Origin of the sequence: Scopulibacillus daqui, assembly GCF_016908855.1 — a bacterium.
GTDB lineage: Bacteria > Bacillota > Bacilli > Bacillales > Sporolactobacillaceae > Scopulibacillus_A > Scopulibacillus_A daqui.
Genome location: NZ_JAFBER010000001.1, coordinates 237,155 through 254,282, shown reverse-complemented (window position 1 = coordinate 254,282; position 17,128 = coordinate 237,155). Strand labels below are relative to the sequence as shown.

The following is a 17,128-nucleotide window of genomic DNA, read 5'->3' as shown; positions in this document are numbered from 1 at the left end:
GAACTAAAAAATAAAAATAGCAAAAGATTTGAAGGAAAGAAAACGAACGTTTTTGACCTATTAAGCCGCCATCAACCCCTGTACCATTTTTGACTTGTTTTTAAGTCCCATCTTTGAAAATATTTTATTAAAACTTTTTTCTACTATAACTATGCTTAAAAAATCCCAATACTGCTTATCTTTAATCATTATCATCCTTTTTGGGATCTAAACCATATGATGATATTGTAATAATTTTGCCATTGTCTGTAATGTCTACAAGTGCATCAATATTTCTCTTTTTATCTCCCTTAACATGACCAAATAAATCCATTCCTCCCATTGGAGATACTTCATAATCAGTAATTACAACGTCAAGATTTCTCTTTTCTTTAAAAAACACTTTAACTTTTTTTGCTGCTCTATCTGCTATTTCTCTTTCACCTTGTTTATGCTTCAAATAGACACCTGCTATCAAAATGATGAAAGCTAAAACAACAATACCGATAGTTATCCATAGTTTCTTTTTAATCTTCAATCAACACCTTTTTATTGAGATTAAGTTAATTTTACCATTTGTTCCAATTAGTTAAAACCATTTATTTGAATTTAAAAATAACAGCCGAGGTGTCATTATTGTCATTTTTAAACTTTAGCTTGAATGCCGCTTTCTTTCTCTTTAACAACAAATCTTTTTCTGTTAACAATTTCCACTTTTTTAACTATATCATCTAAACCTTTTGCGTTATAGACACTTTGTGAAAAGTTATAATAGGTTCTTTCAGTGATAGCTCCCATAATCTTCAACCTCCATTCCATAAAATAGTACGTAAACATTTTTATGATTACTTTTTAAATGCCCATATAAAAATAATCCGTGCATTGGTGTAAATTCATAATCTGTAAATTCAACATCTGAATGTTCCTTCTTCTTTATAAATTTCTCCCCTATTTTTTCCGCTTGTGCTACTAATTCTTTTTCATCATGCTTATGTTTTAAATAAACACCCCCAATTAAAATTATGAAAATTAAAATAATAATACCAAGTGTTATCAATAGCTCCTTCATTTGCTCAACACCTTTTTATTGAGATTAAGTTAATTTTACCATTTGTTCCATCCTTTTTTTCGAATTTAAAATAACAGCCGAGGGTGTCATTTCTCGATAGTGCTGATTCATCTTTGAGATAGGTTGATTCGTATGCTTACATAATATGACCCAATCAATCCCTAAAACAAAAAAGCCACCGTTTTTAATAGTGGCTTTTTCCTAGAAAGAAGGGTGTTCCCAATATTCATTTGCTACGTTCGGAATATTTTCAAACATGAAATTTTCCCAATTAATTTTATCTAATGTATCTCTATCAAATGTAGCTTTCATAACAATGTTGTTAGAAGCATTTCCATATTGATCTTGCATAGGAAAAACAATGTTGAATGCTATTTTGTCAAATTTCGTATTATCTTTTAGATCCTTTAATGTTTTAGATATACTCATCCACATGCCTTTTTTTATCATGTTTTTAGATAAATTATCTTTTCCAAAAACCTTTATTAATAAAAAATTGTTATTGTCATTATAATTGATTTCAATAATACTATCCTTTTTATTGAAACTGTTTTTATTCCCAAATCCTTTATGGACGGATTCAGAAATTTCATCTTTAAAAGAGTTTTCTTCATACTCTTTTTGTATTCTCTCTTCCCTAGCCTCATCTTCAGCTATTTCTTCAGCTGTACGTGGTTTGTTTTCAATTTTGTAGGCCGTAATCGTTGGTACGTTTTCGGGAGTTAAACCTAACTTTTTATCTTGATCATTTAAAACTTCTTTTTCCTTTCCTTCATATGTTCCATAAATACGAACCCGCTTATATTGACTTGTACTTTTAAATGAAGGGTCTTCATTCTTAATAATATATTTGTTACTGTCTTTATCACTCAATTTAAATTGGTCGTCTTTCCCTACTTCATCATTATAATTATCTATATCAATCGGAAAAGATTCTCCTTCGATAATTATTTTGGTACCTTTATTAGTATTGGTCAATTTATCATAAGGGACTTTTCTAGCCTTTTCTTTTATATCAGATGCTAAGGCGGTTTCGACATTTGCATTATTTAATTTTACATATGGACGTGGACGTTGTTGCTCTGAATCATCATTATTTATGAAATATCCGAACGTAACATTATAAATAATGAAAAATATTAGTGCTGAAACCCCAAAGGTTAAGGATGATTTTTTTCTAGTCTCTTGTTTTAACGATTTTAGGATGAATTAATCCTAAAATAAAACAAATTATCAAAATAAATGTGATTAGAACAAGAAATAAACCTAAAAGTGCTGCGATCATTTAAAAAAACCCCCTACTTTAGTCCAATCAACAATAGCTTACACAACTGGATTTTTCTCCTCAATACTTTTTTGTAACAGTTTTATGTCAAAACCGCTCGTAAAGGGCTTAATATCAACCGTTTTTTTAAATTACAGTTTTAGGCATGAATAAAGACTGCGATTCAATTTAACCTTAGAACTTCTTTCATTTAAAGCTTTCATTATAAAAAATTTTAAATATTGAAATATTATCGCTCACAAGGCCATACAGACAGCTTTTTTCCAACATCAAAATTATAATTGATAAGTATCATAAAATGGTGGAGAGATAAAACGCTACAGCTTTAAATCAGCTGTCCAACAAGCACTTGGAAAACCTATCATTATCGCGGACAGGTTTCACTTTTGCCGTTATATCTACCGGGCTTTAGATCGCATAAGACGCCAAGTTCAAAAAACACTCGATAAATATGATCGTTGGCTTCGCCTCTGGCTATACAAATGGATATTTGTTAGGTTAAGGAGTAGGGAGCTATTACTACTACCCCAACAATTGACATAGAATCCAAGAAACCGCAAACAAATTAGATGATTAAGCCTTTAAAAAGTTCGTCCCCAACTTAATTATTGTATAAATAAACCATTAAAAAACGCGACCTCTCGATAATAATAGCGAGAAACCGCGTTGGTAACAGATTTATGTATGGTGACCCGTACTGGGCTCGAACCAGTGACCTCCACCCTGTCAAGGTGGCGCTCTCCCAACTGAGCTAACGGATCGTGTTAATTCGTTGTTGTTGATGACTATGTTTAAAATATATACGAATTTTGTCGAAGTGTCAACAGCTTTTTTAAGATTTATTTAAGATTTTATTAAAAACTAAAAATCCGGGTATAGAGCCCCCGGATTTTTAAATGTTTAATATGTCAATTTCTAAATAAATATGCAAACATCAACTAATATCTTCTTGGTCTTCAGGGTTGTAGAGCAAGGTTGTCTTACGTTCTTCTTCATCACGAATGTGATGGGCAAGCCGGCTCGACGCATTGGCGGCAATGCTTGCGACCAGGTCGTCCAAGAATGTGTGAATGCCTTGACCCGTTTTATTATCAAGCTTTTTAATGATGCCGTTTTTTGCTTTATCAAGATAGCCGTAAGTGGTGACGGCTATGCTTCCATATCCGAATACAGCGCCAATGGCTATCGTCTCATCAACGCCAAACAATCCTTCATCTTGTTCTACTATCGATTGCAATGGCTCAGAGAGCTGACCTTTCTCCGCCAATTTATCCAGCTCAACACCTACGAGAATCGCATGCTGCATTTCGCGTTTTTGGAGGACCGCTTCCACACTTTCTATACAAGCGTCCAGCGAAAGCATCGGCGCGTACGGCGACTGCATATCATAAACGATTTCTGCAATATCCTTAATCTCAACCCCTCTTTCTTTAAGAAGGGATTTTGCTGCGTGAGCCACTTCCTTGCTATGAACTCTATCCTTCCTCATCAAACTCCCCCTCTGTATGACAGATTGTCTATCACTCATGATCATACATTCACACAAACATAAGATGAAAACTGATGCTTTTCTAAAATAACCTCAGTGTCTGCTTCTCTTCAGAAACCTTAAGAAGCAAAACAGTTTCATGAAGGAAGTTTCCCTTTATTATATCACTTATGTTAAAATAAGTGTAAATACAGTGATTATTTTCATTATTTGACGGAGGATTAATATGACGCAGCAAAGAGGAACAATAAACGAACACACAATCCAAAGCGAGTATTTAAATCAATCTATCACCTTTATGGTGTATCTCCCGTACAACTACTCTGATTTATATACATATCCCCTTGTTATCGCTCAAGACGGCCGCGACTATTTCCAATTGGGCCGGATTAATAAAGTCGCTGATAAGCTAATCAGCGAAAATGAAATTGAGGATGTCATTATCGCTGGCATTCCTTATGAAAACCCTCAAGTGCGTTGGGGAAAGTATCATCCCGACGGCAGCCTGCACAACGCCTATATCCATTTTCTTGTCTATGAGTTTCTTCCCTATATGAAAAAACATTTTGCTATCGACGATTTGGCAGGCAGCCGGACATTGATCGGCGATTCGCTTGGCGGAACAATATCATTATTAACCGCTTTAAAATACCCGCATACCTTTTCGAATGTTATCATGCAATCGCCATATGTCGATGATCGCATTATCCGAAATGTTCAAGAGGCAAATATGGCGGGCTTTTCAATTTATCACGTCATCGGCAAGCAGGAAACCGCTGTCAAAACGACTAAAGGCGAGATCAGAGACTTTCTGGAGCCTAACCGCAAACTTCATGAGGTTTTGCAAACAAAACCGCTCGCTTACTACTCTTATCATGAATTGGAAGGAAACCATACTTGGAAGACATGGCAGCCCGATGTTGTGACAGCTGTGAGAAAGCTGTTTAAGAAAGCAGGCAATTAGGGTATATATTATACAAAACCATTAAAAACTGTTATAATAGTCATATGCAAGATTCAAAATGGTCTGAATAAGGAGGAATCACTACGCTATGAAATACGGTATTGCAATATTTCCATCAAAGAAACTTCAAGATAAAGTAAATTCACTTAGAAAAAGGTATGACCCGCATTATGCTTTGATTCCGCCGCACATTACACTAAAAACACCTTTTGAGATAGAAGATTCAAAAATATCAGACGTTATTGAACAAATTAAGGCTGTCGCAAAAGAAACAGAACCTATTCATATTAAAGTGGACAAGGTTAGCTCCTTTAAGCCTGTAAACAACGTTGTCTATCTTAAAATCGAACCAAAAGACGTTCTGACAGCCCTTCATGAACGTTTAGAAGAAAAATGCGATGTCGAAGATACTGCAGAATACAGTTTTGTTCCGCATATTACAATTGGACAGCAGCTGTCTGATGAAGAGCATAATGATGTCCTTGGTTCCTTGAAATTGCAAGACTTTGAACACGAAGAGCTGGTCGATCGTTTCCAATTGCTTTATCAATTGGACAACGGCTCTTGGACTGTTTATGAAACTTTCCACTTGGGCAAGGAGAACTAATGAACGTATTGATTGCAGATACAGAAGACCGGTTTAACGATGCTTTGACTGTACGCCATAAGGTTTTTGTAGAAGAGCAGAAGGTTCCGGAAGAAGAAGAAATCGATCAGCACGAAAAAGATGCGGTACATTTTGTGGCTTATGACGGGAAAAACCCTATTGGAGCCGGTCGGATGAGGATTCATGATGACATCGCCAAAGTTGAAAGAATTTGTGTCTTGGATGCCTATCGGGGCAAGCATGTCGGTCAAGCGATCATGAATAAAATTGAAGAAACGGCCAAAGAAAAAGGCTTAAACACTCTTCTTCTCAACGCACAGCTTCATGCTGTTCCATTTTATGAGCGGCTTCATTATAAGGTGACATCTGACGAGTTTATGGATGCGGGTATACCGCATGTTCAAATGAGAAAAAGTCTTTAAAAAGCAAGCGCCTGCTTGCTTTTTTTATTTGCATAAAACCTCTGTTATTCCTTTAACCCTTACTAAAGCCTTTGCATGCATAAAACACGATTAGTCATGTCATATTAAAGGATAATGAGGAGGGTGCGACTTTGAATATTTATTTTTCTGTAACAGTTGAACTTGTGATAGGTTTTATTGGATTATTAATATTAACAAGACTGATGGGCAGAGCGTCAATGGCAGAGGCAACCCCTTTTGATTTTGTTGCAGTTGTTGTATTGGGGGACTTTGTCGGCGCTGCTATCTATGACCCAAAAGCAAAGCTCCCAATTATTATTTTTGCCATTATTATTTGGGGCATCCTGATATTCATAGTGGAATTTATTACGCTTAAATTTAACTTCAGCCGCGGCATTATAGAAAGCAAACCGGCGCTTATTATCGGCAACGGCGTCATCAACCGGAGAGAAATGAAGAAAAATAAATTGGACTTTAACCGCCTGCAAATGATGTTAAGGGAAAAAGATGTATTTTCATTCAGAGAAGTCGAATATGCCATTCTTGAACCCAACGGCAAGGTGTCAGTTATTAGAAAGCCGATGTATGACAATGTTAAAAGAAAAGACCTTGACATGCCGGTTAAATCTTCAACATTACCTGCTGTTGTAATCAGTGATGGTGTCGTCATTAAGAAAAATCTTGAGCAAATTGGAAGAACACAAGAATGGTTAAGAAAAGAACTAAAGAATAGAAATATTAATAAAATGAGAGATGTGCTGCTTGCTGAATGGTGTGAAGAGGACGGACTATTTGTTCAGACCGGCGCCAAAGATTAGATTGATCGGTCAAAGCGCTGTCCGCATCCCGTTAGCATACTATACAAATAACGACTGTTTGATTCAACACCGCTTTTATCTTTCAGCCAAAGACTGACACGATAAACGGGCGGCGTTTTAAATGGCTGCCGAATCTTAGAAAGCCTGTGAACATATACGTGATCGTTTTGAATCTCTGCGGGCAAACGATATCCCATGCCACACAACTCCTTTTTCTTAACTTTACCCGATCATGCCCCATGCCAAACGATAAATTGCAAATCTGAGAGCCGCTGTGTGTGACGCTGTCTCACTTTATAAGTGAAAAAAAAGAGCAACCGCCTGGCTGCTCTTTTCTAAAACCATCCTCTTGGTTGAGGCGGTTGATTTTGGCCTCCGTCTTGATTTTGCGGATTTTGATTATTTTCATCTTGGTTCTGATTTTCTTGTGCTTCTTGCGCGTTTTCCTCAGTCTGTTCTTCTTGTTGCTGTTGCTGCTGCACCGGGAACTGCCGGATCGGAAATCCCCAAAAGTCTCTCGGCATAAATTGCGGAGGCATGCCGGGCTGGCCTTGAACTTGCCCCGGGCCTTGCTGCTGACCTTGCATAGGCCCTTGAACATTTGGCCCCGCCCCTTCTTGAGGATCTTGGTGAAGAATAATTTCGTTAGCTTTAATGTGCAATGTATCTACATGAATCGTTTTTGACTTCTTTTTCTCTTCAGACATTGTTATCCCTCCTGAAAATGGTCTCATGACACTATATGCATAACCGTTGAGATGTGTATGGACCTGAGCCTACAATACCTATTAAATAAAACCTGCACGCTATTTGCATTCACTTGCCGGAATCTATAGCCTGCCTTCAAACTAAACGTTTATTAAAATCTGGTTGACGCTTTTTGCCTTGTAGTCGCTATCCTGAAAATAAACAAAAACCTCCACTGAAACATGATCATAATATTTCATTTCTATCGGAATTTGGAAATCACTTAATGTTAATAATTCATTTGCTTTTGTTTTGACAGAAGATAATGGATGAATCCAAATTTCGCCCCGCTCTTTTGCTTCTTCCGCCCAATCACTCTCAAGGAAAACCCATTGTAATTGCTGATCAGGTTCTTTATATTCCAAGTCTTGCGCGTTCATAATCCGCCCTTTAATCAATGCAGCATCGCCCGGATAAAATCTAAAGCATACCATAGGGGTTCCTAATGTCTGCTCTCCGACATTTTCAATAATAAGATCGCCGCGGATCATACAGCGGTTTTTATCAATGATGATGGCATAGTCAATATAAGGTATGACTTTTATATGAGGTTTTTCAGCCGTATCTTTTTTGTTGAGATCCGGCTTTATCGAAACTTGGAGTTCACCGCCCGCCTTCAAACGTTTCTCAAAAATATTTAAACGTTTTTTATAAACAGCAAGCTCCCTGTCTTTTTCATTTATTTCTTCTTGAACTTCAGATAATAATTGCTCATAGCTTCTAACCCTTTGTTGATAGGTTTCATAGTCAATAGCACCGTCATCTTTTTGATTCTTTCTAAGCTGTTCAGCTTCTTTTTCTAAAGCCGTTAACTTTTGCTCATATTCTTGAACTTCCTGTTGATATTTTTCTTGAAGCTGTTCATATGACTTTTTTATCTCATCAAGTTTATTCGCTTTATCTTCTAATTTTTTCCACTTAGAGCCAATGTCTTTAAGCTGTTGTTCCAGGGAGTTAATTTTTTCCTTAGCAAAAATAAATTCTTTTTCTAACTTTAGGGATTTTTCTTGATAGTATTGCTTCCGATTAACTAATTGTGCATAACTTAGCGCCTCTTTTTGTTCATCCACAGCCAACGCCCCCTAAAGATATATATGGTCTTTTACCATCTTATGAACTAAAGGCGTTAATCTTGCTTGTATATATGGGGAAAAGAGTGAGAAAAAATTCTCACCCTTTTTTTAAACTGGCTTTTTAAATTTTAAGTCTTTAAATGTCACGCAATCCTCAACTTCCAAATCGCCTTCTGCGACATCAACGATACCTGTATCAAAGACAATTTCTCCGGTTCTTTCGTCAATTAACTGAACTTGGAATTGATCTCCGAAGCTCGAGTCAACCAAGGCTAAATTGAAGTCTAGGTGATGTCCTCTGCTGGTGCGCCCTTCACCGCTGACAATTAATTTCAAGCCGCCCTCACACTCACGGCATTCAAGCGAATCTTGGTCAAAGGAAGTGGCATGGAAGTTAAGATTCTTCAATCCGTCTGATGTGTCCTTATCTTCAAAAGTAAATTCAAATGAGCTGTCAACTAAGCTGCAATTTGGACAAATATCAACGAAGATGCCTGCTTCGCCTTCCTCTGTGCAATCTCTTCCTGTTCTGCCGCTCGCTTCTCCGCATGCTGAACATTCACAGTTAGGACGCGGGAAGATATCTGGACATTGTTTTGGAAACTCAACCGGCGGACATTTATTCATTTCAACTTCTTCTGCTTCAATATCATTATTTCTTGGTGAACAGAACTTAGCAAGAACTTCAAGCTTCACCTCTGCTTCAACTTGAACATCGACACAGAATGTAACCTCTACCTTAATTGATGACGGCGCCGGGCAGTTAAGCAGCAATGATCCGCATGACATCCGGCAGAATATCTTAGAAACTCTGCAAAGAAGATCTGTTCCGTCTGGATAGCATAAAACAAACGATTCTAGCGCGCATACATCTGTATGAATTTTTGTGACAATGTTTCCGTGGCGGTCAATCACTTCGAGACAAACATCTGTGGTAAATATGAGATCTACAAGTTGCGCCTCTACAAATTCTCCATTTATCGGTACGGTTACATTCCGCTTTTCACCGACTTGTTCGCAATAAAAACCTTTCTCCTCGCATAATTTCGGGTCACTGTTTGTTAATGGGAACAATGGCGGTGTTTTCGGTGTTTGACAAACAATGCGGAGAGGACGTCTTGATGGATCCTCTAAAGCACATTCTATTTCCTCGAGTTGTTCCCTTGTAAACATAAGATTCTTTGTTACTGTGAGTGTATCGGTAACCCAATCGTATACTTTGGGCACGCGTATGCATTCATCTTGCAAGCTGTTCGCAGCCTTAGGAATATGCCTGTGTTTATGACTGTTACCCATACATACCTTCCTTTCTTCTCAACACCTATCATTGTTGATTGGTTCATTACATAGTATGGATATAAGCCAAGGATTGGCACACTTCCCGCAGCCCAAATTTACAACCTAAAAAGAAGGTGGTATCCGCCAATGATTCCATTGAACATCAATGGCCAAATACGCCGTTATTCCGATAGAAATATCAATAAAATTGCAGCCATTCTACCATATTGGGGATTATTTCTAAATGAACAAAATCAATTGGCGCCATTATTTCCGGATAAAGCTATTCGCATACAAACAGAAAACCGGTCATTATTTCAGTCTGCTAAGGAATATATTAAGCATACGGGGCTATCTCTTATTCATAAACAGGGACAGTCTATAGACTGCGATATTAAATGCCAGTCAGATGAACAGCGCCAGTTATCCATTGAAACAGCAAACACGACCTATCATCTTAAACCGCTGGCCGATCAGCCAACCAGTGTCAGCCGGCTCATTCATAAGCAGGTTTTGCTTCCCATCAAATCTCGGCCGTTTACAATTCTTATCAATAACAACAATATTCAGCAAAGCGCGGAATGGATCGCTTATATTTTACTGCAGCTTGCCAATAGCCAGTCTTTTCCTTCAATATCGCATATATCTATGAGTGATTATCAAACGTTTGTCAACGATATTCTATATCCTGTAAATCCCAAATTGGCTAAGCGCCAAATGTTAGAAGCATTTTTGCCATCATTGCCACTAAAGCCCGGCTCTATAATACAACCTGATAACGAACCTCTCTCAAAAGACGATGCTGATGCTGAAGAACCTGCCGATGATAGCGGCGGCAGCATGAAAAATCTAGCAAACAAAGCTAAAAAAGAAATTGAAAGCCATACCATTCAACCATTTAAGCCAAAGTTAAATCAAGAAAATCTTATGCATGAGCCTGAACCCATTAATCCTTTTAAGAAAAAACATGATCAGAAACCCAAGCAAATTAATCCTTTTAAAAACAAACACCCATAATTTACACAGCTTATCTTATATCTGAATATAATTTATTAGGAATAGATTTTTTATTAATAGCTTTCTCTTTTTATGAAAGAGGTGAAGTCTAATGAAAAAACGCGATCTTCAAAAGCGTTACGAAGAAATACAGGAAAGAAAAAGAAGAGCAGCGAAGAAAAAAACACTTTTTGAACCGAGAAAATCACAAGGCGAATGCCCGACTTGCGGCAAGGTCACTTGGAAACCATACAAACAAAGCTAAAAGCAACATAAAAAACACGCAAGAAAAATTCCTGCGTGTTTTTTATATGCTTATAATATGGAAGCCGCTGTCGACATGTATGTTTTCCCCTGTGATACCTTTGGAGAGATCGCTCATTAGGAACAGCGCTGTGTTTCCAACCTCTTCTTGGTCAACTGAACGGCGAAGCGGCGATTTTTCTTCAATCATTTTAATAACACTGTTAAAATCGGAGATGCCTTTGGCGGAAACGGTCTTGATTGGTCCTGCGGAGATCGCGTTCACGCGAATGCCGTCTTTCCCGAGATCATTGGCTAGATACCTTACACTGGCTTCTAGAGAAGCTTTTGCCGCTCCCATAATATTATAATTTCTAACAACCCTCTCTCCGCCAAGATAAGTTAATGTTATGATGCTGCCGCCTTCTGACATCAATGGGCGTGCGGCTTTGGACACAGCTGTTAATGAATATGAACTGATGTTGTGGGCAAGGAGAAAGCCATCGCGTGTTGTATCCAGAAACTCTCCGCCTAATTCTTCTGTTTTTGCAAAGGCGATGCAATGGGCAAGTCCATGAATAACACCTGCTTCTTCTTTAATCGCAGAAAAAGTCTTTTCAATATCTTCATCACTTGATACATCGCATTGGTAAAACAGACTGTTTTTATTTTCCAATGTTTCGGCTAATTTCTTAATATTAGCTCCGGAACGCTCTCTCGCATATGTAAAAATTAACCTGGCGCCCGCCTTGTCTAATGCTTGGGCGATTCCCCATGCAATGCTTCGTTTATTGGCAACGCCCATGATCACATAAGTACGGCCTTCTAATGACAAATTCATCTCTTAACCTCCTGGATTCTGCTTTTTTCATCAACAAGATATTTTCCATTATATCACGAGTTTAAAGTATAAAGGAAACACCGCTGTATGGGAAGCGTACAGCGAAAGTTTTGCGGCGCTTTAAGGTGCATTAAAAAATCGCGGGCAAAATCGGGCCCGCGATTTTTTTAACTTAAAATGTCTCTCAGTTGATCCACATGTTCTTTTCCGCCGGTAACAATTAATTTATCGCCAATGTTTAACCGCGTATCTCCATGCGGGACAATTGATTCATCATCCCGGAAAATCCTGACGATGATCGTATCGCCAAAGAAAGGAAATTTCCTTAGCGTTGTTCCGGCGTATTCTCTATTATGGACTTCAATTTGGTACAAGCCGTTTTCGCTTGTCGTCAACAAGTTAACAACGCTCGGCGACTCGATAATTGCTTTAAGCATGGCTTTTCTGGAGAAGTATGATGAGAATACTTCAATCCCTAAATCGCGAAGCTCATCGGCATGTTCAGGTGTTTCTATTCTTACAATCACGCGTTCTACACCATGTTCTTTTGCATACCTCGCAATCTTATCATTGGTTTCTTCATTCCCAGTAGTGATCACGAGCGTATCGGCCTTGAAAATATCGGCATTCTTTAAGACATCAATATCATAACTCTCAAGCTCAATCACATCGAAATGTGAATCTTTATCATCATGTTTTTTAAGTTCTGTATGATACATCTTCGTCTCAAAGCGGTCCTGATCCATTTCTAGAGAAAGCGGCAATGTCAGTTCATTGGCACCGACAAAAACCAATTTCTTCTTCATTTTCGAAACCTGCTTCGGAAAAATCTTTTTAAAGACCGGCGGCGTAATTAAGCAAGTGACAACAGCCAGCAATATGAGTGTTGATGACATCTGCTGGTCGATGACGTGAATTTGCACGCCCACTTTTGCAGCGGCGACAACTAATGACAATGTTGACGTGATTAAGAAACCAGCGCCCAAAACTGTTTTCCAATCATACCACTTCTTTAATACCAAGATTGGGACTAACTTAGAAATCAGCAATGCTATGAATAACATTGGAATTAATATCCACACAGATTTATCGCTGAATAAATCCCAAATATTCAAGTCAACGCCAGTCATTACGAAGAAAATTGGAATGAAAAATCCATAGCCAAAGGAATCCAATTGCTGAACCATTTCTTTATTCGGCGAAAGCAGCGATACTAATACTCCGGCTATAAAGGCGCCGAGAATATTTTCTGCCCCTACCGTTTCTGAAACACCTACAAGTAGCAAAATTAAAGCAAATACCGCCCTTGTTCCTATTTGTACAGTCCCTTTGGACAATGTTTCCAAAAATGACATGCGTTTGAATGCCATGCCGATAAAATAAAGAACAGCGCCAGCGCCAAAAAGAATAAAGAGCAGCCAAGTATTCCCGCTGGACGGATCGTGGAATGAAACGAAAACAGCGAGTAAAATCATTGTCGCAAGGTCAGCAATAACCGTTATAAGCAGAATGATTTGGCCAATGCCTGTTTTCATTAATTTATTTTCTTTTAACGTAGGCATAACGACGCCAAGTGAAATGGTTGAAACGACCAAAGTTAAAAAGAAAACATTCTTTGTTAAATTCATCCATACAAAAATTGCAGATAAAATAAATGATATAATTAAGATAAGAATAAATATAAACATTGAAAGCCCGAAACGATTCGGCTCCCGCTTGCCATTCGGCAGAATTTCTCTTTTATTACTGTTAACAAACACTGAAAAGTCAATTTCAACACCGCTGAGAAACATTAAGAAGATAAAGCCAAATGACGACATAATATCAATCCAGGGACCATGGTGAACAATATCCAGTCCGCTCTTCCCGATGATTAACCCGGCTATAATTTCAGCGACAACAACGGGAATGGCTTTAAGCTTTAATCTATTTAAAACAATTGGTGTGAAAAAGGCTGCAATCAACACAACAATTAAAGAAGTAATTGATGATGTGTGCATACTTCCCCTCCCTTAATATCATTATTTTTGCTTCTTCATAATCTAACCGACTTGTTTAAAACTTTCAAGGGAAAAGTTCATTTATTTTATGTTATTTTTATGATGCATGATTATCATGCTTTTTTATTACTTTTCCCCAAAAAAATGTTTTCTTTTACGAAAATAATAAAGGATATATGCTTTCTGTATGAAGAAAATTTAAATGTCTATTAAAATAAAGAAAAAATTCTATGGCCAACTTTGTTTTCTACTGTTTTCAACGAAGCCACTTTAAGATATGATAATAAAGGTGTTAGTACAAATAGTAAGGATCGATTAACTATGAATAATAATAATTCGATATTCCAAAGACTTGATTATACATTAATATTTCTTGTCTTTTTGTTGTTTTGCTGCAGTCTGTTAGCAATTAACGCCGCACCGCCGGATCCCAGTGCGCCAGGCACTAATTATGTAAAAAAACAAATATTTTGGTATGTCTTTAGTGCCATTGTTGGTTTCTTAATCGCTGTTTTGGATTATGAACGTCTGAGAATGGTGCATTGGTTTCTTTATGGATTTGGCATTCTGCTTCTTTTAGGCTTGACCGCAGCCTCGCATGGTGTTCCGGTACCGTTTGCTCACGCTTCTCATGGTGCTTGGAGCTGGTACAGACTGCCTGGTCTTGGTCAAATCCAACCCTCTGAATTTATGAAAGTATTTTTAATCCTTTCATTGGGTCAAGTTGTAACAAGTCATAATGAAACATATACGGTTAAATCGCTTAGAGAAGATTTTCTATTGCTCGGCAAAATTATTCTCGTGTCTGCTGTTCCGCTATTGTTAATTTTAATACAGCCCGACTTAGGGACTGCATTGATTATGATGTCAATTATTGCCGCCATCATTATCGTCTCAGGAATTAACTGGCGAATTATTGTAGGAATCTTCTCGCTGATCGTATTAGGCCTTGGCGGATTTATCGTTTGCTTTCTTTATGCGCCGCACCTTATCAGCTTTATACTCGAATCGCACCAAGTTGATCGTTTCTACGGCTGGCTGTGGCCATATGAGTATTCTAATGAACAAGGCTATCAGTTAATTAACTCATTGAATGCGATTGGATCCGGACAGCTTTTCGGGCATGGCGGCTTGAAATCCAGCGGCATCTATCTTCCTGAAGGACAGAATGACTTTATCTTTGCTTCAATCGCCGGCTCATTTGGTTTCATTGGCGCTGCGATTGTTGTTACACTGCTTTTCTTATTAATTTACCGTATCGTACATGCCGCTATTGCAACAAAAGACCCTTTTGGCAGTTATATTTGTACAGGCATAATCGGCATGATTACCTTCCAAATCTTTGAGAACATTGGCATGACTATACAGGTAATGCCGATTACCGGTATTACGCTGCCGTTTCTCAGTTACGGGGGAAGCTCCTTATTAACCTGTATGGCGTCAATCGGTCTCGTTTTAAGTATTCAAGCAAGGACAAAACTATACATGTTTGATTAAATTGGAATGGGCTGGCTAAAATTTTTTAGCCAGTCCATTTTTGCATCCAGCGATCCAATGCCGCCATATACAATGCATCCTAAAACGAGCCCAAAACTTGTAAGGTTTATTTAATAAACCCCAACGTTATAATAATAAATGAATAAAAGATAAGGATGAGTAGTATGGCTTACGATATCATCGGTGATATTCACGGATGCCTTCATGAACTGAAAAAGTTAATAGCTCAATTAGGGTACCATGAAGAAAGCGGACTTTATGTTCATGATCAAGGACGAAAACTGGTTTTTGTCGGAGATTTGACTGACAGAGGACCGGCATCTGTTAAAACGATAGAATTGGTGTACCGCCTTGTTAAACATCAATTAGCCTTATATGCACCAGGAAATCATTGCAATAAGTTATATCGTTATATGCTTGGCAGACCTGTCCAAATTAAGCACGGCTTAGAAACGACTGTTGCTGAACTGGAGGCGTTAGATCAGCAGCAAAAACAAAAGGTCTATCATGATTTTATGACTCTGTATGATGAAGCTCCTTTATATTTGCAGCTTGATAACGGTAAACTCGTTGTGGCTCATGCCGGAATCAGAGAAAAAGACATCGGGCAAATCAATAAGAGAATCAAATCATTTGTTCTATACGGGGACACAACGGGTGATTTTGATGAGCAAGGGCGCCCAATCCGCCTTGACTGGGCGCGCCATTATAAGGGAGATACATGGGTTGTCTACGGGCATACACCCGTAAAGCGTCCAAGATGGAAAAACCATACTGTCAACATTGATACAGGATGTGTTTTTGGGGGAATGTTAACCGCTTTGCGTTATCCGGAAATGGAGACTGTTTCCGTTCCTTCTGAACAGCCGTATATTGAAGATAAATTTAGAGACTTTGAAGATTAATATTTCCGACCAGCGCTGTAATATCCTTTGGAGGCTTTGCTTGAAAGCAATGCTTTTGATAAGTAAAAGGATGAAGAAAACTTAATTCAAAGCTGTGCAGCGCTTGCCTTTTGATTTTGTCTGTTGATCCGCCGTATAAGTCATCACCTAACAGAGGATGGCCAAGATAGGAAAAATGAACGCGAATTTGGTGCGTGCGTCCTGTTTCAAGCCGAATCGCAGCCAGCGTAAAATCAGAAAATCGCTTAACGACTTGATAATGGGTTCTGGCTGTTTTTCCGTCGGCACAGACGCAGCGTTCAATAATGCTTCCTTCTTTTCTCCCTATCGGCGCATCAATCACACCGTTATCTTTCTCGATGATGCCATGAACAACTGCAAGGTAACGGCGGTGAATATGGTGTTCTTTTTGCATTTTCACAAAGAAGTCATGGGCATGGCGATGTTTGGCAATCAGCAGCAGCCCTGACGTATCCCGATCAAGCCGCGTCACTGTATGAACCGTATAAGCTAAATTTTGTTTTTCTAAATGATATAAGACGCCGTTTGCTATCGTTCCGGTGGAATATTTTTGCGAAGGAATAACTGGAATATCCGCCGGTTTATTAATAACCAGCGCATGCTCATCTTCATAAATGATTTCAAGCGGGATGGGCTCCGGAAAGAGCGTTGGACTTTTTTCTTCAGGAGGAAACATAATTTTAACAATATCTCCAGCCTTTAACTGATAGCGGACCGTTTTGGATTCACCGTTCACTAACAAAAAACCTTCATTAAATTTTATGGCCTTTAAAGCCCGTCTCGATAATTGCTGTTCTTTTAGAAGATAGTCCCTCAAAAGCATGCCATCATGCTTTGAAGTGATTCTTGCTTCTATTGAAAAAGGCTGTTTCATTCTATAATAATCCTTTCAAT

At 38.2% G+C, this 17,128-nt stretch carries 20 protein-coding genes, 1 tRNA gene and 1 pseudogene; 9 read left to right on the top strand and 13 right to left on the bottom strand.

Annotated elements, in window-relative coordinates:
- Nucleotides 1–181: 181 nt before the first annotated feature.
- The 4 genes from JOD45_RS01265 to JOD45_RS01250 form a co-directional block, all read right to left on the bottom strand.
- On the bottom strand, nucleotides 182–517 hold the full coding sequence (locus tag JOD45_RS01265; RefSeq protein WP_205002027.1) for a hypothetical protein: 336 nt from the start codon (nucleotides 515–517) through the stop codon (nucleotides 182–184).
- Nucleotides 518–624: 107 nt separating this feature from the next.
- Nucleotides 625–777, bottom strand: coding sequence for a hypothetical protein (locus tag JOD45_RS01260; RefSeq protein ID WP_205002026.1), 153 nt, complete (start codon nucleotides 775–777; stop codon nucleotides 625–627).
- On the bottom strand, nucleotides 761–1,048 hold the full coding sequence (locus JOD45_RS01255) for a hypothetical protein (protein ID WP_205002025.1): 288 nt from the start codon (nucleotides 1,046–1,048) through the stop codon (nucleotides 761–763). The genes JOD45_RS01260 and JOD45_RS01255 overlap by 17 nt, the downstream gene beginning before the upstream one ends.
- A 201-nt stretch (nucleotides 1,049–1,249) precedes the next feature.
- Nucleotides 1,250–2,026, bottom strand: coding sequence for a hypothetical protein (locus JOD45_RS01250; RefSeq protein ID WP_205002024.1), 777 nt, complete (start codon nucleotides 2,024–2,026; stop codon nucleotides 1,250–1,252).
- Nucleotides 2,027–2,651: 625 nt separating this feature from the next.
- On the opposite strand from JOD45_RS01250, the pseudogene JOD45_RS16710 reads away from it, so the two are divergent.
- A pseudogene (locus JOD45_RS16710) lies at nucleotides 2,652–2,876 on the top strand (transposase); the annotation flags it as partial.
- 142 nt (nucleotides 2,877–3,018) lie between these two features.
- On the opposite strand, the gene JOD45_RS01240 reads toward JOD45_RS16710, so the two are convergent.
- Nucleotides 3,019–3,094 (bottom strand) — tRNA-Val (locus JOD45_RS01240).
- Between the two features lie 173 nt (nucleotides 3,095–3,267).
- Nucleotides 3,268–3,822, bottom strand: a complete 555-nt coding sequence (locus tag JOD45_RS01235) for a phosphatidylglycerophosphatase A family protein (protein ID WP_205002023.1) — start codon at nucleotides 3,820–3,822, stop codon at nucleotides 3,268–3,270.
- Between the two features lie 226 nt (nucleotides 3,823–4,048).
- Between JOD45_RS01235 and JOD45_RS01230 the strand changes: the two genes are divergently transcribed.
- The 4 genes from JOD45_RS01230 to JOD45_RS01215 all read left to right on the top strand — a co-directional run bounded on the left by JOD45_RS01230 (nucleotide 4,049) and on the right by JOD45_RS01215 (nucleotide 6,633).
- Entirely contained in the window at nucleotides 4,049–4,786 is a 738-nt protein-coding gene (locus tag JOD45_RS01230) for an alpha/beta hydrolase (RefSeq protein ID WP_205002022.1), read from the top strand.
- Nucleotides 4,787–4,874: 88 nt separating this feature from the next.
- On the top strand, nucleotides 4,875–5,393 hold the full coding sequence (locus JOD45_RS01225; RefSeq protein WP_205002021.1) for a YjcG family protein: 519 nt from the start codon (nucleotides 4,875–4,877) through the stop codon (nucleotides 5,391–5,393).
- Nucleotides 5,393–5,815: a GNAT family N-acetyltransferase gene (locus JOD45_RS01220; RefSeq protein WP_205002020.1), complete on the top strand. Its 423-nt coding sequence runs from the start codon at nucleotides 5,393–5,395 to the stop codon at nucleotides 5,813–5,815. The genes JOD45_RS01225 and JOD45_RS01220 overlap by 1 nt, the downstream gene beginning before the upstream one ends.
- 131 nt (nucleotides 5,816–5,946) lie before the next feature.
- Nucleotides 5,947–6,633 (top strand): DUF421 domain-containing protein, encoded by a 687-nt coding sequence (locus JOD45_RS01215; protein WP_239548985.1) that lies wholly within the window; start codon nucleotides 5,947–5,949, stop codon nucleotides 6,631–6,633.
- Here JOD45_RS01215 and JOD45_RS01210 read toward each other — a convergent pair.
- The 4 genes from JOD45_RS01210 to JOD45_RS01195 all read right to left on the bottom strand — a co-directional run bounded on the left by JOD45_RS01210 (nucleotide 6,630) and on the right by JOD45_RS01195 (nucleotide 9,749).
- Nucleotides 6,630–6,830, bottom strand: a complete 201-nt coding sequence (locus tag JOD45_RS01210) for a hypothetical protein (protein WP_205002019.1) — start codon at nucleotides 6,828–6,830, stop codon at nucleotides 6,630–6,632. The genes JOD45_RS01215 and JOD45_RS01210 overlap by 4 nt on opposite strands.
- A 138-nt stretch (nucleotides 6,831–6,968) precedes the next feature.
- Nucleotides 6,969–7,340 (bottom strand): hypothetical protein, encoded by a 372-nt coding sequence (locus JOD45_RS01205; RefSeq protein ID WP_205002018.1) that lies wholly within the window; start codon nucleotides 7,338–7,340, stop codon nucleotides 6,969–6,971.
- Between the two features lie 141 nt (nucleotides 7,341–7,481).
- On the bottom strand, nucleotides 7,482–8,450 hold the full coding sequence (locus JOD45_RS01200; protein ID WP_205002017.1) for an AAA family ATPase: 969 nt from the start codon (nucleotides 8,448–8,450) through the stop codon (nucleotides 7,482–7,484).
- A 111-nt stretch (nucleotides 8,451–8,561) separates the two neighbouring features.
- Nucleotides 8,562–9,749 carry a BMQ_0737 family morphogenetic spore coat protein gene (locus JOD45_RS01195; RefSeq protein WP_205002016.1) on the bottom strand — a complete coding sequence of 396 codons (1,188 nt, stop codon included), beginning with the start codon at nucleotides 9,747–9,749 and terminating at the stop codon, nucleotides 8,562–8,564.
- Between the two features lie 129 nt (nucleotides 9,750–9,878).
- Here JOD45_RS01195 and JOD45_RS01190 point away from each other — a divergent pair, with 129 nt between their 5' ends.
- On the top strand, nucleotides 9,879–10,748 hold the full coding sequence (locus JOD45_RS01190; RefSeq protein WP_205002015.1) for a hypothetical protein: 870 nt from the start codon (nucleotides 9,879–9,881) through the stop codon (nucleotides 10,746–10,748).
- A gap of 91 nt (nucleotides 10,749–10,839) precedes the next feature.
- Nucleotides 10,840–10,992 carry a hypothetical protein gene (locus JOD45_RS01185; RefSeq protein WP_205002014.1) on the top strand — a complete coding sequence of 51 codons (153 nt, stop codon included), beginning with the start codon at nucleotides 10,840–10,842 and terminating at the stop codon, nucleotides 10,990–10,992.
- Nucleotides 10,993–11,034: 42 nt separating this feature from the next.
- On the opposite strand, the gene fabI is transcribed toward JOD45_RS01185, so the two are convergent.
- Together fabI and JOD45_RS01175 are read right to left on the bottom strand one after the other, a co-directional pair.
- The gene (fabI, locus tag JOD45_RS01180; protein WP_205002013.1) at nucleotides 11,035–11,811 is read right to left on the bottom strand and encodes an enoyl-ACP reductase FabI; all 777 of its coding nucleotides are present in this window, start codon (nucleotides 11,809–11,811) and stop codon (nucleotides 11,035–11,037) included.
- 167 nt (nucleotides 11,812–11,978) lie between these two features.
- Nucleotides 11,979–13,811, bottom strand: a complete 1,833-nt coding sequence (locus JOD45_RS01175) for a monovalent cation:proton antiporter family protein (RefSeq protein ID WP_205002012.1) — start codon at nucleotides 13,809–13,811, stop codon at nucleotides 11,979–11,981.
- Nucleotides 13,812–14,132: 321 nt separating this feature from the next.
- Between JOD45_RS01175 and JOD45_RS01170 the strand changes: the two genes are divergently transcribed.
- Nucleotides 14,133–15,308, top strand: coding sequence for an FtsW/RodA/SpoVE family cell cycle protein (locus JOD45_RS01170; protein WP_205002011.1), 1,176 nt, complete (start codon nucleotides 14,133–14,135; stop codon nucleotides 15,306–15,308).
- Nucleotides 15,309–15,472: 164 nt separating this feature from the next.
- On the top strand, nucleotides 15,473–16,213 hold the full coding sequence (prpE, locus tag JOD45_RS01165; RefSeq protein ID WP_205002010.1) for a bis(5'-nucleosyl)-tetraphosphatase PrpE: 741 nt from the start codon (nucleotides 15,473–15,475) through the stop codon (nucleotides 16,211–16,213).
- On the opposite strand, the gene JOD45_RS01160 is transcribed toward prpE, so the two are convergent.
- Nucleotides 16,194–17,108: an RluA family pseudouridine synthase gene (locus JOD45_RS01160; protein ID WP_205002009.1), complete on the bottom strand. Its 915-nt coding sequence runs from the start codon at nucleotides 17,106–17,108 to the stop codon at nucleotides 16,194–16,196. The two genes, prpE and JOD45_RS01160, sit on opposite strands and share 20 nt — an antisense overlap.
- Nucleotides 17,109–17,128 lie beyond the last annotated feature (20 nt).

Bases quoted from the DNA above. Each gene is read 5' to 3' on its own strand.
- JOD45_RS01260 (WP_205002026.1), bottom strand. From the start codon at position 777: ATGGGAGCTATCACTGAAAGAACCTATTATAACTTTTCACAAAGTGTC.
- JOD45_RS01255 (WP_205002025.1), bottom strand. From the start codon at position 1,048: ATGAAGGAGCTATTGATAACACTTGGTATTATTATTTTAATTTTCATA.
- JOD45_RS01235 (WP_205002023.1), bottom strand. From the start codon at position 3,822: ATGAGGAAGGATAGAGTTCATAGCAAGGAAGTGGCTCACGCAGCAAAA.
- JOD45_RS01230 (WP_205002022.1), top strand. From the start codon at position 4,049: ATGACGCAGCAAAGAGGAACAATAAACGAACACACAATCCAAAGCGAG.
- JOD45_RS01225 (WP_205002021.1), top strand. From the start codon at position 4,875: ATGAAATACGGTATTGCAATATTTCCATCAAAGAAACTTCAAGATAAA.
- JOD45_RS01220 (WP_205002020.1), top strand. From the start codon at position 5,393: ATGAACGTATTGATTGCAGATACAGAAGACCGGTTTAACGATGCTTTG.
- JOD45_RS01210 (WP_205002019.1), bottom strand. From the start codon at position 6,830: ATGGGATATCGTTTGCCCGCAGAGATTCAAAACGATCACGTATATGTT.
- JOD45_RS01205 (WP_205002018.1), bottom strand. From the start codon at position 7,340: ATGTCTGAAGAGAAAAAGAAGTCAAAAACGATTCATGTAGATACATTG.
- JOD45_RS01195 (WP_205002016.1), bottom strand. From the start codon at position 9,749: ATGGGTAACAGTCATAAACACAGGCATATTCCTAAGGCTGCGAACAGC.
- JOD45_RS01190 (WP_205002015.1), top strand. From the start codon at position 9,879: ATGATTCCATTGAACATCAATGGCCAAATACGCCGTTATTCCGATAGA.
- JOD45_RS01185 (WP_205002014.1), top strand. From the start codon at position 10,840: ATGAAAAAACGCGATCTTCAAAAGCGTTACGAAGAAATACAGGAAAGA.
- fabI (WP_205002013.1), bottom strand. From the start codon at position 11,811: ATGAATTTGTCATTAGAAGGCCGTACTTATGTGATCATGGGCGTTGCC.
- JOD45_RS01175 (WP_205002012.1), bottom strand. From the start codon at position 13,811: ATGCACACATCATCAATTACTTCTTTAATTGTTGTGTTGATTGCAGCC.
- JOD45_RS01170 (WP_205002011.1), top strand. From the start codon at position 14,133: ATGAATAATAATAATTCGATATTCCAAAGACTTGATTATACATTAATA.
- prpE (WP_205002010.1), top strand. From the start codon at position 15,473: ATGGCTTACGATATCATCGGTGATATTCACGGATGCCTTCATGAACTG.
- JOD45_RS01160 (WP_205002009.1), bottom strand. From the start codon at position 17,108: ATGAAACAGCCTTTTTCAATAGAAGCAAGAATCACTTCAAAGCATGAT.